This window comes from Halobacterium bonnevillei, from assembly GCF_009831555.1.
Lineage (GTDB): Archaea > Halobacteriota > Halobacteria > Halobacteriales > Halobacteriaceae > Halobacterium > Halobacterium bonnevillei.
In genome coordinates this window covers 1-15,005 of sequence record NZ_WUUU01000069.1, presented here as the reverse complement: position 1 = coordinate 15,005, position 15,005 = coordinate 1, and the positions used below count along the sequence as shown (strand labels likewise).

Annotated in this window: 12 protein-coding genes and 1 pseudogene; 7 read left to right on the top strand and 6 right to left on the bottom strand. The window is 68.6% G+C overall.

Annotated elements, in window-relative coordinates; translation table 11 throughout:
* A pseudogene (locus tag GRX66_RS09875) lies at positions 1–304 on the bottom strand (hypothetical protein); the annotation flags it as partial.
* Positions 305–376: 72 nt separating this feature from the next.
* On the opposite strand from GRX66_RS09875, the gene GRX66_RS20550 reads away from it, so the two are divergent.
* Both GRX66_RS20550 and GRX66_RS09865 read left to right on the top strand, forming a co-directional pair.
* Positions 377–1,024, top strand: a complete 648-nt coding sequence (locus GRX66_RS20550; RefSeq protein ID WP_325064043.1) for a helix-turn-helix domain-containing protein — start codon at positions 377–379, stop codon at positions 1,022–1,024.
* An 86-nt stretch (positions 1,025–1,110) separates the two neighbouring features.
* Positions 1,111–2,007: an HFX_2341 family transcriptional regulator gene (locus tag GRX66_RS09865; protein ID WP_159526409.1), complete on the top strand. Its 897-nt coding sequence runs from the start codon at positions 1,111–1,113 to the stop codon at positions 2,005–2,007.
* Between the two features lie 67 nt (positions 2,008–2,074).
* Here GRX66_RS09865 and GRX66_RS09860 read toward each other — a convergent pair whose 3' ends face one another.
* From GRX66_RS09860 to GRX66_RS09845, 4 genes are all read right to left on the bottom strand, one after another.
* Positions 2,075–3,118, bottom strand: coding sequence for an NAD-dependent epimerase/dehydratase family protein (locus tag GRX66_RS09860; RefSeq protein ID WP_159526408.1), 1,044 nt, complete (start codon positions 3,116–3,118; stop codon positions 2,075–2,077).
* A gap of 61 nt (positions 3,119–3,179) precedes the next feature.
* Positions 3,180–4,238 (bottom strand): hypothetical protein, encoded by a 1,059-nt coding sequence (locus GRX66_RS09855; RefSeq protein WP_159526407.1) that lies wholly within the window; start codon positions 4,236–4,238, stop codon positions 3,180–3,182.
* A 132-nt stretch (positions 4,239–4,370) separates the two neighbouring features.
* Entirely contained in the window at positions 4,371–5,045 is a 675-nt protein-coding gene (locus GRX66_RS09850; protein ID WP_159526406.1) for a DUF1405 domain-containing protein, read from the bottom strand.
* Between the two features lie 134 nt (positions 5,046–5,179).
* Positions 5,180–7,150, bottom strand: a complete 1,971-nt coding sequence (locus GRX66_RS09845) for a formate/nitrite transporter family protein (protein WP_159526405.1) — start codon at positions 7,148–7,150, stop codon at positions 5,180–5,182.
* Positions 7,151–7,290: 140 nt separating this feature from the next.
* Here GRX66_RS09845 and pdxS point away from each other — a divergent pair, with 140 nt between their 5' ends.
* Positions 7,291–8,199, top strand: a complete 909-nt coding sequence (gene pdxS / locus GRX66_RS09840) for a pyridoxal 5'-phosphate synthase lyase subunit PdxS (protein ID WP_159526404.1) — start codon at positions 7,291–7,293, stop codon at positions 8,197–8,199.
* A gap of 264 nt (positions 8,200–8,463) precedes the next feature.
* Here the strand turns inward: pdxS and GRX66_RS09835 are convergent, their stop codons facing one another.
* Positions 8,464–9,210, bottom strand: coding sequence for a hypothetical protein (locus tag GRX66_RS09835; RefSeq protein ID WP_159526403.1), 747 nt, complete (start codon positions 9,208–9,210; stop codon positions 8,464–8,466).
* A gap of 636 nt (positions 9,211–9,846) precedes the next feature.
* On the opposite strand from GRX66_RS09835, the gene GRX66_RS09830 reads away from it, so the two are divergent.
* The 4 genes from GRX66_RS09830 (at position 9,847) to ilvC (ending at position 14,879) form a co-directional block, all read left to right on the top strand.
* The gene (locus GRX66_RS09830) at positions 9,847–11,046 is read left to right on the top strand and encodes a LeuA family protein (protein WP_325064042.1); all 1,200 of its coding nucleotides are present in this window, start codon (positions 9,847–9,849) and stop codon (positions 11,044–11,046) included.
* 283 nt (positions 11,047–11,329) lie between these two features.
* Positions 11,330–13,204 carry a biosynthetic-type acetolactate synthase large subunit gene (gene ilvB, locus GRX66_RS09825; RefSeq protein ID WP_159526402.1) on the top strand — a complete coding sequence of 625 codons (1,875 nt, stop codon included), beginning with the start codon at positions 11,330–11,332 and terminating at the stop codon, positions 13,202–13,204.
* Complete coding sequence (gene ilvN, locus GRX66_RS09820; protein ID WP_159526401.1) at positions 13,201–13,827, top strand: acetolactate synthase small subunit; 627 nt, start codon at positions 13,201–13,203, stop codon at positions 13,825–13,827. Before ilvB ends, ilvN begins: the two co-directional genes overlap by 4 nt.
* Positions 13,824–14,879 (top strand): ketol-acid reductoisomerase, encoded by a 1,056-nt coding sequence (gene ilvC / locus GRX66_RS09815; protein WP_159526400.1) that lies wholly within the window; start codon positions 13,824–13,826, stop codon positions 14,877–14,879. Before ilvN ends, ilvC begins: the two co-directional genes overlap by 4 nt.
* Positions 14,880–15,005 lie beyond the last annotated feature (126 nt).

Genomic DNA, 15,005 nt, shown 5'->3' with positions numbered 1-15,005 from the left:
CGCCCGCGGCGATGCCGCGGCTGGCAGTTCGGACCACGCCGTCGGGCGCGGCGAGGTGCGGGGTCAGCCACGCGAGCGACCCGGTGAACAGCGCGATGCTGGCCGCGAACTTCGCGGGCTTGAGCCACACTGGCTCACCGGCCAGGGTCCTTGGATCGGTCGCGGTTCCGACCAGGAAGCCGGCGAACAGCGCCGACATGAGCACGGTGACTGCGGCGAGCGACGGGTTCCGGTCGTGGAGTTCCACGAGTACTGCGGCGGGGCCGTACCCGGAGGACGTACCGGGCGTGACGGTTTCGACCATCGAATTTACGGTGGTTCGACAGTCACGTAGTCCCTACCCCAACATGTTGGTTCGAGTGCGTGGTGGTGGCGCGTGATTCGCGCGCAACTCCGCGTCCAGCTACCCCCTGAGACGTGGATAGCGGAGGTCTCCCGCGAGTTCCCGGACGCCACGTTCAGGCTGCTGACGGGACTCAGGGACGAAGATGGCGCGGTCGAACTCGGCGAGGCTCGGACCGCTGATCCCGACGCGGTCGCCGACGCCTTCGACGCACACCCGCAGGTCGTCTGGCACGAGCCACTGGACGTCACCGCCGACCGGCTGCTAGTCCGGTACCGGACCACAGAGACGGCGCTCTACGAGTTCGTCGAGCAGTCGGACCTGGCACCCGAGTACCCCATCGTCGTCGAGGACGGGTGGTTCGACTTCGACATCACCGGCACGCGCGCCCAGCTGGACCGCGTGCGAACGGGTCTCGAGGACAGTCCGCTGGCGTTCGAGGCCCAGTTCGTGGTCGGACACGAGGACGGGGGCGGGCTGCTCACCGACCGCCAGCGGGACGTGCTGGAGACGGCGCTCCGGATGGGGTACTTCGAGGTCCCGCGAGAGACGAGCCTCGCGGACGTCGCCGAGGAGCTCGACGTGGACAAATCCACGGTCAGTACTGTCCTTCGGCGCGGCGAAGCCAGCCTGCTGAAGTGGAAATTATCCGGCCCGGAGGGGGCCAGCGAACGCGAGTAGGGAGGCAACGTGGCCCGACGACCTGGTAGCGGACCGAGGACTGCGAGTCTCCTGGTTTTTATACGAGCCAGTCCCCTGGGTCAGGTATGCAGACGCACGTCGTCCCGGTCGGGTTCGACTACGACCGGCTCATCGCGCCGCTGGTGCGCGAGCAGCTGGTCGTCGACCGCGTGATTCTCCTGGAGGGCGCGGTCGGCAGCGAGGCGAACGTCGAGTACAGCCAGCGCATCTCCCAGAAGCTCGAGGACGACTTCCGGAACCTGCTCGGCGCCGAAACCGAGCGCGTGTCGGTGTCGGACGTCTACGACTACGACGCCGCCTTCGAGCAGGCGTTCGACCTCATCGAGGACGAACTCGACGCCGACCCCGAGGGCGAGGTCTGGGTGAACATCGCGTCGATGCCCCGGACGGTGTCGTTCGCGTTCGCGACCGCCGCACACTCCATCATGGTCGAGCACCCGGAGGACCGCGAGCGCATCCACACGTACTACACGGCCCCCGAGAAGTACCTCGAGACAGAGCTCGCCGAGGAGCTGCGCGCGAGCGCCGACCTCCTGGAAGCGGTCGCGGACGGGGACCTCGACGAGCCGGCCGTCACCGACCAGTTGCGGGACGCCCGCGACCTGCTCGCGGAGTTCGACGAGCGCGGCACCACAATCGGCGCGAAGGAGATCGACGGTAGTCACGTCGTCGAGCTCCCCGTGGCGTCGTTCTCGAACGTGAAGCCCTTCGAGGAGCTCATCCTGTACACGCTCGGCGAGCACGGGGAGTTCGACTCGGTCAGCGACCTCGCGAAGACGCTGGCCGACGACCTCAGCGAGGAGTACACTGACAGCTTCCGATCGAAGGTCACGTACACCGTGGACAAGCTCGGACCCGGCGGGAAGGGGTACGTCGAGCGCGAGGAACACGGGAAGTCCTACCGGACGCGGCTCTCCCGGATCGGGGAGCTGTGGGTGCGCGCGCACCGGGACGACGAGTAAGCGACGCGGCGTCGCGGGGCGTCGCGTCTCCGTCACGGAAGGGCGCGCCCATTCCGCCGGGCCTGCGTCACGGCTCCGCGCCGACTGCCGGTTCGCTGTCGGTTGGTGCGTCCACATCGACGTCCATCCCCAGCTGGTCCACTTCCCAGGCGAGGTACTCGCGGAGGCCGTCCTCCAGGGGTCGATGTTCGATGCCGAGTTCCCGCTGGGCCTTCGCGTTGTCGACGAGGACTGGTCCGGTCCCGAAGAACCGCAGCATTTCGCTCTCGAACCCCTCCGGGGGCCGTACCATCGGCTCGAGGATGCTGACGCCGCGACCGAGCCAGCGGAACGCGGACCCCGGGACGGACCGCGGCATCTCGACGCCCGTGATGTCGGCGGCGACCTCGAAGACGTCTGTGATGTTCCGCGGTTCGCTCGCGACGATGTACTCCTCGCCGGGTTCGCCGGCCTGCATCGCGGCGGCGAGGGCGGCCGCGGTGTCCGCGACGTAGTCGAACGGCAGCACGAAGTCGTCTGGAACCATCGGGAGGTCGCCCCGGAGCAACCCCTGGAACCCGGTTCGGGGCGTCCCGCCGTAGCTCTTGTCGCCGGGGCCGTAGATGGCGCCGAGCGAGGCGACGACGAGCGGGAGGCCGTCGTCCATCATCGGTTCGGCGACTTCGTAGTGGGCGTCCCACTTGGTTCGCTGGTACACCGACGGGAACGACCGCGGGGAGCGGTAGGACTCGTCGACGTACTCGCCGCCGGTGTTCCCGTAGACGCCGACCGTGCTGACGTAGACGCCTTTCGGCACGTCGAGTTCGTCCAGCAGTTCGAGGACGTTCCGGGTGCCGTCCACGTTGATGCGGCGGGCTTTCTCGGCGTTCCACGGGCCGGGACCGATCTGGAACCAGGCCGCGAGGTGGAAGACGCCGTCGGCGCCCGCCATCGCGTCCCGCATCGTCTCCTTGTCCGTGATGTCGCCTTCGGCCACGGTGACTGCGTCGGGAAGGTGGTCGGCGTTCCAGCGGTCGCGGGTCAGTGCTGTCACGTGGTGGCCGTCCGAGACGAGGCGCTCGACCAGGTGTGTTCCGATGAACCCGGTCGCGCCGGTGACGAAGTACTCCATAACTTGTGGTACGCTAACAAACACCAAATTCTTGACGACGCCGGGTCGACAGACCCCGCGACTAGTCGAACCCGAAGCCGACGTGGCCCCGGGGTACCGAAATCGGGCTCTTCGGGGGATTCTCCGGGAGGTCCGGGTCGTTGTAGACGCCCGGCGCGACGTCGTTGGGCCCCGCGGGATAGAACAGCGAGGCGAGCTCCTGAATCTGGCCGCGGCCGACGCCGAGCTCGAACTGGCCGCCGCCGTACAGCGCCACGTCCTCGTCGAACGCCCACGCCAGCGTCTCGAACAGGGACTCGAGCGTGCCGAACCTGGAGGGTTTGACGTTCAGCCAGCGCACGTCGAAGGGGGCGTCCAGCACGTCGCCGAGGCCGTGAATCGGTGCGTCCCACGCGACGCGGCCGCTGTGCGCGGCGACGACGTCCCTGGTCTCGTCGGTGACCGCGGGGTCCTCGACGGTGGCGTCCGGGAACGTCTCGAAGACGGTCTCGTAGAGTGCTGGGTCGGCGGACTGGTCGACGTCGGTGTCCTCGTAGTGGCCTTTCAGGTCGAGGACGCGAACGGCGTCGGTGTCCGCGAGGTAGTCGAAGGTCTCGCCGGGCCAGTCACCAGTCGGGTCCAGTTTGAGTTCCGCGTCCGGGTAGCGCTCCAGGAGCGTCTCGACGCGGGCGGCGTCGCCGTCCGGTAGCCGACTGCTGATTGCGAACCGCACGGGGTCGAACTGTCGGTCGAGGACGGCCGCGAGCGTGGTGTCGTTCTGCCGGAGCGCGAGGTCCAGGCCTGCGGCCTCGAACGCCCAGCGGCGGTAGTCCCGGAAGTCGTCGCGCCCGGGGTCGTCGACCGGCCACAGGTCGGTGTCGTCGAGCGCGGTGGAGAACCCCGCGAACGTGTACTCGCCGGCGAGGTCGAACACTTCGCCCTCGGCGGTCTCCGCTTCGTGCGCCCGGAGGGCGTCGTGGTGCTCGGTTTCGTAGGTCACGTCCTCGCCGCGACCAGTCTCGCCAGCGCCCGACAAGGCGACGATGGTCGTCGCGCGTGCGAACGCCGGCGTCTCGCGCTCTAGTCTTTCCAGGGAGACTGCGTCGACAGTCAAGGGCAGGTCCGCGACCGCGTCGTACATACCCGTGGTCTCGTCGCCCGGAGTGAAAAAGCCACTCCAGCCGTCCTACCGCGTCCTCGGCTTCACGCACCCGCTCGGAGACCGCCGGAACGCCCCGGGACGCTCGCGTTCTGTCCCGCCCTGCTGGGCAGGTCAGCCCCTTTGTCGCGCTTCCAGGTACTTCACGCGCGTCGCGAGCGCGAGGAACGTCGCGAGCAGCGTGAGGACGACTGCGCCCGCGGCGGCGTGGTCGTGGGCGGCAATCGAGTGGTCGATGCCGCCGGGGAGGATTTCCGCCCGCAGGAGCGTGTGGTGGGGGCCGTCCAGGAACGCGACGAAGTAGTCCACGACGTCGTTGAAGCCGTACCAGGCGAGCGCGACGGCGACCGCGGGGACGGAGAAGTTCGCGTATCGGTGCACGAGGAAGGCCTCGGCTGCCATCCCGAGGTGGCTCAGAACGAGGAACCAGTACATCGCCCACCAGAGGTCGCCCTGGCCGTTCACGACGAGCTGGACGAACGGCGTCCAGAAGCCGAGTTTGATGCAGCCGAAGAAGGCCAGCGCGTGCAGCCAGTCCGCGTCGAAGTCGAGTTTGTACGCGGCCAGCGACAGCGCGATGAACAGCGTCGCCACGGGGCTGTCGGGCACCAGCGGCCACGCGAGTAGCGGCGTCGCCTCGAACTGGACGCGGTAGTACCAGAACCCGAACGCGGTGCCAGCGAGGTTGATCGCGACGATGAGCCACGCGAACCGGAGCGCGAAGTCCTCCAGCCGCTCCGGGAGCGGCGCGACGTACCACGGGACGTCCGACCGGACCGGCGTCGACATATCGTGGACGCCGTCGGGATTACAGATAGCTCTGACGGTCGGAGGCACGACGATAGCGTCCGTGAGCCGTCGAAACCAACGCGGACGGAGCGGAGCGAGTCGCGGGTCGCGAGGCGGAGTCGGCAGTCGGCGCGCTACCGGCCGAACAGCCGCTGGAGGATGGTGCGGTCGGTGGCGCGCTCCGCGAGAATCATCGACGTCTCCGTGTCGTTGACGATGTCGTAGTGCAGGGCGTTCCTGACGAGACGCGAGAGCAGGCCCTGTGAGGTCGCGCCGATCAACAGCAGCGTGTGGTTGCCACACTCCGCGGCGATGGCGGACTCGACGTCCCCGGAGTCGTCCACGAGCAACGTCGCGTCATCGAGGCCGTGTTCGGCCGCCCAGTCCGCGAGGAACTGCTTGCCCGCGGGCCGCTCGTCGGGCGAGTCCACGACCCGGAGGAGCGCAACCTCCGACCCCTCCGTCTGGCGGAGCGACCGCGCGACCTCCGCGTTCAGGTCGGCGTGGGGGTTGTCCGCGACCGGGAGGAGGACGCGGGACGCGTCCAGTCCGCGGTCCCGGAACACGAGCACGTCGGCGGGCAGCCGGTTCGTGAGTTCGTCGATCGGGCGTTCCGCGCGACCGCTCGACCAGAGGCGGTCGTCGCCCCACCCCATCACCAGGAGGTCCGCGCGCTTCCGGTCGGCGACGTCGAAAATCTCCTCGAAGGAGCGATGCGAGACCACCGTCGACGTCTCGCAGGGGATGCCGTGGTGGTCCGCGATGTCCCGGATGCCGGCCATCAGGCCGTCGGACGTCTCCACGATGCGCTCGTGGCGGTCCGCCCGGTAGCCGGTGGGCGTCCGGTCCGGCATCTGCACGATGTGGACGACGTGGATGGTGGCGCCGGCGTTCTGGCTGGCGAGCGTGCACGCCAGTTCGACGAGCGCGGTCTCCGTCCGCGGGTTCGATATCGGGACGACGATGCGGTAGTCGTCGGCTTCCGCGAGCGCGTCCTCGCCGGTGTGGTCGATCAGGGGGACGTACGACCGCCCGACGAAGCCGCCGTAGAGCCACTCGCGGACCGAGAGCTGTCGGTCCGCGCCCTCGAAGCGCGCGGACGCGAGACGGTGCTCGGTCGTCTGGAAGTAGTTGACGACGGTGACGAGCACGACGCCGCCGATTGTGTTCCCGAGCAGGACGGGCAGCACGAAGTCCCAGAGGCCGACGGCGACCGTGAGGTCGCCCTGCAGGACGAGGTAGACCATCTCCGTGAACGAGACGACGGAGTGGTAGAGGCCGCCGAGCGGAATCGCGAGGAACGCGATGTAGACGACGACCATCCGCGAGATGGTGTCGCGGGCGGCGTACTCCACCCAGACGACGCCGGCGACGATGAGGCCGGCGAACGCGGCCTTCGAGAAGAGGCTCCACCACGCCGTGTCGACGCCCTTCTGAGCGACGTCGACCGCGACGGCCGCGGCCTCCGGGGAGAGGACGCCGCCGAACGCGAGCGCGGTCGCGCCGAGCGCGCCCCCGACGAAGTTCCCGGCGAGCACGACCACCCAGTTCCGCAGCAGCGCGGGGATGCTGGCGAGTCGTTCGAGGGTCAGCGCCACCGGCGGGAGTGTGTTCTCGGTGTACAGCTGGTAGCCGCCGATGATGATGTAGATGAACCCCAGCGGGTACAGCAGCGCGCTGAGCACGGGGTCGCCGCCCGTCTGCGCGGACAGCGAGACGTACAGCATGAACGTGATCGTGATCGCGAACCCGGCCGCGAGCGCGCTGAAGAACAGTTCGCGGCTGCCCGACGTGATCTCCTCGTCGGCGGCGGCGATGATGCGCTGGAAGATCTCGTTGGACGTGAACCGGTCGCGGACCACCGACCCGACCGCGGGCGCGCCGCTGCGGGAGCGTTCGATCGCCTCGCGAACCGACTCCTCGGGGTCGGGGGCCGCCGCCGACGCCAGCGCCGGCTCGGAGTCCGCCGTCCGTCCGGCCGGATGCGTGGAACCGCTGTCCGTCTGCGACGCCGCCCCGCGCCCCGGTTCGGACCCCCGGTCGGCGTTCGCGGTCGAGTCAGGGCCGTCGGCCGACTCCGAGTCGAAGTCGTCTCCGTTAGCCATCACAGGTGCGTCGGAGCCGCGACCCTAATCCTTTGGCATCCAGGCGGACCGCAGGACCGTCGAGTCACCGGACGCCGCCGGGGGTGGCCGTTCGTTCCGCAACCAACTGTTTAAAGCGGCGTCGCATGCAAGACCATGGTATGGCTACGGAGACCGACCTCGAGGACTTGCGGCGCGGCAGCGAGCTCGTGAAACGCGGGTTCGCGAAGATGCAGAAGGGCGGCGTCATCATGGACGTCGTGAACGCCGAACAGGCCCGGATCGCGGAGGAAGTGGGTGCGGTCGCAGTGATGTCCCTGGAGGCCGTGCCGGCGGACATCCGCAAGCGCGGCGGCGTCGCGCGGATGGCCGACCCCGCGGACGTCCAGGAGATCATCGACGCCGTCTCGATCCCGGTCATGGGGAAGTCCCGCATCGGCCACACGAAGGAAGCCGAGATTCTGGAGGCCGTGGGCGTGGACATGATCGACGAGTCGGAGGTCCTGACGCCCGCCGACGACAAGTACCACATCGACAAGCGCGAGTTCACGTCGCCGTTCGTCTGCGGCGCTCGGAACCTCGGCGAGGCGCTGCGCCGCATCGACGAGGGCGCGGCGATGATCCGCACGAAGGGCGAGGCCGGCACGGGCGACGTGAACCAGGCGGTCCACCACCAGCGCACCATCAAGAGCGCCATCCGGGAACTGGAGGGCATGACGTACGAGGAGCGCGAGCACTACGCCCGCGACATCGAGGCGCCCGCGGAACTCGTCCACGAGACCGCCGAAATGGGGCGGCTGCCGGTCGTGAACTTCGCGGCTGGCGGCATCGCGACGCCCGCGGACGCGGCGCTGATGATGCACCACGAGTGCGACGGCATCTTCGTCGGCTCCGGCATCTTCGGCGCAGAGGACCCCGAGTCGATGGGTCGCGCGGTCGTCGACGCCGTGAACAACTGGGACGACCCCGAGCGCCTCGCGGAGATTTCGTCGAACATCGGCTCCGGCATGAAGGGGGAGGCGAACGTCGACCTCCCCGAAGACGAGAAGATGCAGGGCCGCGGGAACTGATCGCGCGAGTACCCCGTATTTCTTCGGCTATCGCGATCCCGAGGTCCGATAGTCCCGTCGTCGATTGATCTCCCGACAGGCAGCAATCAGAGCAGCTAGCCGGCGGGTGGGACTGAAAGGGGCGGCGCGCTCGCGATTCGAGACGACGCAAGCACTGCAGCGAACGGAGTGAGCGGAGCGCACAGCGAGTCGCAGACCGCGAGCGCGCCGGGGCTTTCGAGGACGGGTCGTCCACTGGATCCGGTGGCACGTCGTCTACAGGGACTAGAAGCCGCCGTAGCGGATGTACACCATGGTGGCGACGACGCCGAGCTGGAGGAGGCCTTCGACGCCGGCGAGCCTGGCGTTCCGCAGGCCGATGTCCCCGATGAGTTCGGCGTCGGGGGTCTCGGAGATCATCTCCTGGTACATGCGGACTTCGCCGGGCATGAGGACGCCGAAGCCGACGATGGAGAGGCCGGCGACGATGGCGAGCGCGGCGACGAATACGGGTTCGGTCCACGCGAAGTCGGGGAGCGTGGCGGCGAGATAGGCGCCGCTGACCGCGAGGACGACGGCGAACCAGGCTTGCCAGCGCCAGTCGCGGAAGGCGTCGAACTGCCAGCCGATGAGGAGCAGCGTCGGGACGAGCGCGGTGGCGGTGAACAGCGCGAGCCAGACGTGTGCGTGGTCGAAGACCGCGGGGATGCGGAGTGCGAGCGTGATGCCGCTGGCGATGGTGACCGTCGCGAGCGTCGGCAGGAGGAACGACGTTTTCGGCGTGAGTCTGCTGAAGACGCTCGCGCGGTCCTCGACGTCGAGGCCGCCGATGACCGGTCCGAGCACGAGCGCCATGAAGAGGTCGATGCCCGTCCAGAGCACGCCCGCCATGACGTGGACGTACGTGTGTACCTGGAGGGTGCCGGCGGTGGTGGCGTAGGCGAGCGCGGCGAGCGGAGCGGCGACGATGCCGGTGGCGAAGGCTGGATTCGCGCGGCCGGCGAGGCCGCGGATGGTGCTCAGTACCGTCATGCCGCGCGTTCTGTCGTCGGTCGTCGGTTGCGGTCGGTGCTCCGACAGCAGTCGTACGGATGGTCCATACCCGTACGTTTCAACGGTGTTTCATAATCGTTTGGTCACCGGAAATCGGGAGACGTGGAGGGGGTGGCGACGCAATCGGAACCGTCAGGTCTGCGGGCCAGGGCTGACAGTGGGAGTTCGGGAGTCCGTCGGTCAAGGGCTGTCCGCGTCCGGTGTTCTGTCGGTCGAGGGCCTGCAGTCCGAGTCCGACATTCCGGGCGTCGAATGGGTCACTGTACGGGCGGGGCGGCCTGATTCGTCTGGTGTGCGAGTACACCCGGGATACCTGATCCGAGTGGTGCTGGAGCACGCCCCGGCGTGCCGTGGTGAGCGCGCGCACGCCGCGCACCCCCACAGAACCCCCGAAAACAGGGGCAAAACCTGCGAAACGACCGCGAGCTGAGTATTCAGTCCTTCCCCTGCTACCCAATACCTAATATCCCCTTTGACGTACCGCCGTCCTGCGGTTTTCGAGTCGTCCCCGAACGAACGTGTGGAATCCAGTCGCGGCGGCGTCTGTCAGGGGGAAACACGTATATAGGCGGGGGAGCTGTGGATGGAACACGATGTCTCACAACGAGGCGCCCGGTGCAAGTCCGGGGGAACGGGTTCTTCGAGGGCACGTTAGCCCAGCGTAACGAGTTCGAGACTGTACGGATTTTCGACACCACGCTCCGCGACGGCGAGCAGACGCCACGCACTTCCTTCAGCTACGAGGACAAGCGCCGGATAGCGGCCGCCCTCGACGACGCGAACGTCGACGTCATCGAGGCCGGGTTCCCGGCGAACAGCGAGCAGGAAGCCGACGCCGTGGCGGACATCGCCGAGTCCTGTACCGCCACCGTCTGCGGGCTCGCCCGCGTCGTGGAGTCGGACGTCGAGACCGCCGTGAACGCGGGCGTGGACATGGTCCACGTGTTCGCGTCCACGAGCGACGTACAGATCGAGGATTCGATGCACAGTACGAGAGAGCAAGTCGTCGAGCGGTCCGTCGACGCCGTCGAGCAGGCGAAGGCCGCCGACGTCGAAGTGATGTTCTCGCCGATGGACGCCACCCGGACGGACCCGGACTACCTGGCGGAAATCGTCGAAGCCGTCGACGACGTCGACGTGGACTGGATCAACATCCCGGACACGTGCGGCGTCGCGACGCCGCGCCGGTTCGGCGAGCTGGTCGAGTTCGTCAGCGAACACACGGACGCCCGCATCGACGTGCACACGCACGACGACTTCGGGCTGGCGACCGCGAACGCGCTCGCTGGCGTCGAGGACGGCGCTCACCAGGTACAGGTGTCGGTCAACGGCATCGGCGAACGCGCCGGCAACGCCGCGTTCGAGGAGGTCGTGATGGCGGCCGAGAGCCTCTACGGCGCTGATACCGGCATCGAGACGACCGCCATCAAGGAGATCTCGGACCTGGTGTCCGACCGGTCGTCGGTCCCGGTGCCGGTGAACAAGCCCGTGGTCGGCGCGAACGCGTTCGCCCACGAGTCCGGCATCCACGCCGCGGGCGTCATCGAGAACAGCGAGACGTTCGAGCCCGGCGTGATGACGCCGCAGATGGTGGGCGCCCAACGCGAGGTCGTGCTCGGGAAGCACTCGGGCACGCACGCCGTCCGCCAGCACCTGGTAGACGAGGGGTTCGACCCGACCGAACAGGAGGTTCGCGCGGTCACGAAGAAGGTGAAAGCCCACGCGGCCGACGACGAAGTCGTCACGAAGTCCGTCCTGCGGGCGTTCGCCGGCGAAGTCGGCGTCGAACGCGAGCGAGGTGAGGTGACCGCGTGATGTGCGGCAAGCATTGCGCGCCCAGCAACAGCTTTATTCGCGGCGCCACAAAGACGGGTCACGATGCAGCCGCACACCGCACGTTCGGTATTCTTCGCGGCCAGCGGTGTGGCTATCGGTATTGTAGGGGCGTAAGCACCCCTACCAATATTCTCCATCGAACCGGATTGCACCGAGAACACCCGACAGCCACCGCAGTATCCACGACGGGTCCCGGACGGGACCGCCGCGAAATGAACCACACACCCACCAACCGCGACACCACACCGCACGAGGGGTATCGATGACAGAACAGGGCGCAGTGCCGGACTTCGGCGACAGCGAGCGTCCACCCGGGGACGAACAGGGCGACGACGCCCAGCGACAGACGGACGACGACACGGACTGCTCGGCCGACGCGGCCGAGGAGGGCGCCGACGGCGAGACGAAGCGCACAGGCGCGACGTCGGTCGTCGAGTCGCTGGAGGCGGCGGGCGTCGACACAGTCTTCGGCGTGCAGGGCGGCGCGATCATGCCGGTCTACGACGCGCTGTACGATTCCGAGGACATCCGGCACGTGACGATGGCCCACGAGCAGGGCGCCGCACACGCCGCTGACGCGTACGGCATGGTGACCGGCGACCCCGGCATCTGCATGGCGACGTCCGGGCCGGGCGCGACGAACCTGGTCACCGGCATCGCCGACGCCGACATGGACTCCGAGCCGATGGTCGCGCTGACCGGCCAGGTGCCGACCGAACTCGTCGGCAACGACGCGTTCCAGGAGACGGACACGGTCGGCGTCACGACGCCGATCACGAAGTCGAACTACTTCGCGTCCAGCCCGGACACGGTCGGCGAGGACGTCAGCACGGCGTTCGCGCTGGCCGACCACGGCCGCCAGGGGCCGACTGTCGTCGACCTCCCGAAGGACGTGACGCAGGGCGAGACCGACGCCGAACCCAGCGAGCCGGCCGTCCCGGGCACCGTCTCCGTGCAGGAGCGCGCGCCCACCGCGGACGTGGCGGCCGCCGCGGAGACCATCGCCGACGCCGACAAGCCAGTGATTCTGGCGGGCGGCGGCGTCGTGAAGGGCGAAGCCACCGACGAGGTGCGCGCGTTCGCCACCGAGTTCGACGTCCCCGTGGTCACGACGATGCCGGGCATCGGTGCGTTCCCCGAGGACCACGACCTCGCGCTCGAGATGGCGGGGATGCACGGCACCGGCTACGCGAACATGGCGGTGTCGCTGACCGACTGCCTGGTCGCGGTCGGGACGCGCTTCGACGACCGCCTGACCGGCGGCGTCGACTCGTTCGCGCCCGACGCCGAGGTCGTCCACGTGGACATCGATCCGGCGGAGATCTCGAAGAACATCGAAGCCGACCACCCGCTGGTCGGGGACGCCGGCACCGTCGTCGAGCAGTTGGCCGACGCGATGCCCGCCGCGCCCGACACCGAGGACTGGGTGGCCCAGTGCCAGGAGTGGAAGGTCGAGTACCCACTGGACTACGCCGTTCCGTCGGACCAGTCCGACGACGGCTCGACGCCGTCGAGGCCGCCGGAGGACGAACCGGTGAAGCCGCAGTACGTCGTCGAGACAGTCGACGCGGCCACCGACGACGACACCATCGTCACGACGGGCGTCGGCCAGCACCAGATGTGGGCGTGCCAGTACTGGACGTACACCGAGCCGCGGACGTGGGTGTCGTCCCACGGCCTCGGCGCGATGGGGTACGGGGTGCCGTCGGCCATCGGCGCGCGCGTCGCCGCCGACGACGACCAGTCCGTGGTCTGTTTCGACGGCGACGGCTCGTTCATGATGACCTGCCAGGAGCTGGTCGTCGCGGTGCGCGAACAGATGGACATCACGGTGTTCGTGTTGAACAACGAGGCCATCGGGATGGTCCGCCAGTGGCAGGACGCGTTCTTCGAGGGCCGACGGATGGCCTCGGAGTACCCGTGGGTCCCGAAGTTCGACAAACTCGCCGAGGCGTTCGGCGCCGACGGCTTCCGCATCGAGGACTACGACGACGTCCCGGACACCGTCGAGGCGGCGCTGGCGGTGGACGGCCCGGCCGTGGTCGACGTCTACATCGACCCGACCGAGGAAGTCTACCCGATGGTGCCGTCGGGCGGCGACAACGGCCAGTTCGCGCTCTCGAGGGATCACCTATGAGCGGGCGCCAGGACCAGGAGGGGCTGCCCGGCCCCGCACCGACCGACCGGCAGCGGCCGACCGGGCGACGGAACGCCCAGGGCATCCGCATCGACCCCGAAGCCGAGGCGGAACACCCGCCGCGACGCACGGTCATCTCCGCGCTCGTGGAGCACGAACCGGGCGTGCTGGCGCGGGTCTCCGGGCTGTTCAGCCGGCGGCAGTTCAACATCGAGTCGCTGACCGTCGCTGACACCCAGAACGACGACTGGGCGCGCATCACCGTCGTCGTCGAGGAACCGGACCCCGGCATCGACCAGATAGAGAAGCAACTCGAGAAAGTCGTCCCCGTCATCCACGTCCGCGAACTCGCGGACGACGCCGTGACTCGGGAGCTCGTGGTGGTGAAAGTCGACGCGGAGCGCCCCCACGAGGTCCACGCGATCACGGAGATGTACAGCGGGAAGACCCTCGACGCGGGTCCGCGGACGATCACCGTCGAGTTGACCGGCGACGAGCAGAAGATAGACGACGCCATCGACGCCTACCGGCAGTTCGGCATCCGCGAGATTGCGCGGACCGGACAGACGGCGCTGGCTCGTGGCGAAACCAAGACCGCAGTCGTTCCAGACCACCTCAAATGACAGACGCAGATTTCACGCAGCCAGTGTACCACGAATCGGACGCAGACCGACGCTACGTCGACGACAAGACTGTCGCTGTCCTCGGCTACGGGAGCCAGGGACACGCGCACGCGCAGAACCTCGACGACAGCGGCGTCGACGTCGTCGTCGGCCTCCGCGAGAATTCGTCGACGCGGTCGGCCGTCGAAGCCGACGGCCTCCGCGTCGAGACGCCCGTCGAGGCCGCCAGCGAAGCCGACGTCGTGTCGGTGCTGGTGCCGGACACCGTCCAGCCGTCGGTCTTCGAGGCAATCGAACCGGAACTGGACGCGGGCGACACGCTCCAGTTCGCGCACGGATTCAACATCCACTACGGCCAGATCGAGCCGCCGGAGCGCGTCGACGTGACGATGATCGCGCCGAAGTCCCCCGGCCACCTCGTGCGCCGGAACTACGAGGCGGGCCAGGGGACGCCCGCGCTGCTGGCGGTCTACCAGGACGCCTCCGGACACGCGAAACAGGAGGCGCTGGCGTACGCCGACGCCATCGGGTGTGCGCGCGCCGGCGTCGTGGAGACGACGTTCCGCGAGGAGACCGAGACCGACCTGTTCGGCGAGCAGGCCGTCCTCTGTGGCGGCGTCGCCGAACTCACGAAGGCGGGCTACGAGACGCTCGTGGACGCCGGGTACAGCCCCGAGATGGCGTACTTCGAGTGCATGAACGAGCTGAAGCTCATCGTCGACCTGATGTACGAGGGCGGCCTCGGCGCGATGTGGGACTCGGTCTCGGACACGGCCGAGTACGGCGGCCTGACGCGCGGCGACGCCGTCGTCGACGACTCGGTCCGCGAGAACATGGAGGAGGTCCTCGAGCAGGTCCAGAACGGCGAGTTCGCGACCGAGTGGGTCGCGGAGAACCAGGCCGGGCGGCCGTCGTACCGCCAGCGTCGCAAGGCCGAGAAGAACCACGACATCGAGGACGTCGGCGAGCGCCTGCGCGACCTGTTCGCGTGGGCCGAACAGGAGACCGAGTCCGAATCCGAGCGGGAACCGGAGGTGTCCGCCGATGACTGAACAGCGGATGCGGGACGTCAGCCAGCGCAACCCGGCCGAGCCGCGACCCGCCTCCGACGACGTGTTCGGGCGGATGTTCCAGCGCGGCCCGAGCGTCGCGGCTGACGGCGGCGAACACGGCGCCAC

What these genes read in the sequence shown, in the direction of transcription:
- ilvC (WP_159526400.1), top strand. Translation starts at nt 13,824, where the DNA reads ATGACAGACGCAGATTTCACGCAGCCAGTGTACCACGAATCGGACGCA.
- GRX66_RS09865 (WP_159526409.1), top strand. Translation starts at nt 1,111, where the DNA reads ATGCAGACGCACGTCGTCCCGGTCGGGTTCGACTACGACCGGCTCATC.
- GRX66_RS09835 (WP_159526403.1), bottom strand. Translation starts at nt 9,210, where the DNA reads ATGACGGTACTGAGCACCATCCGCGGCCTCGCCGGCCGCGCGAATCCA.
- GRX66_RS09845 (WP_159526405.1), bottom strand. Translation starts at nt 7,150, where the DNA reads ATGGCTAACGGAGACGACTTCGACTCGGAGTCGGCCGACGGCCCTGAC.
- GRX66_RS09860 (WP_159526408.1), bottom strand. Translation starts at nt 3,118, where the DNA reads ATGGAGTACTTCGTCACCGGCGCGACCGGGTTCATCGGAACACACCTG.
- ilvN (WP_159526401.1), top strand. Translation starts at nt 13,201, where the DNA reads ATGAGCGGGCGCCAGGACCAGGAGGGGCTGCCCGGCCCCGCACCGACC.
- ilvB (WP_159526402.1), top strand. Translation starts at nt 11,330, where the DNA reads ATGACAGAACAGGGCGCAGTGCCGGACTTCGGCGACAGCGAGCGTCCA.
- pdxS (WP_159526404.1), top strand. Translation starts at nt 7,291, where the DNA reads ATGGCTACGGAGACCGACCTCGAGGACTTGCGGCGCGGCAGCGAGCTC.
- GRX66_RS09855 (WP_159526407.1), bottom strand. Translation starts at nt 4,238, where the DNA reads ATGTACGACGCGGTCGCGGACCTGCCCTTGACTGTCGACGCAGTCTCC.
- GRX66_RS09850 (WP_159526406.1), bottom strand. Translation starts at nt 5,045, where the DNA reads ATGTCGACGCCGGTCCGGTCGGACGTCCCGTGGTACGTCGCGCCGCTC.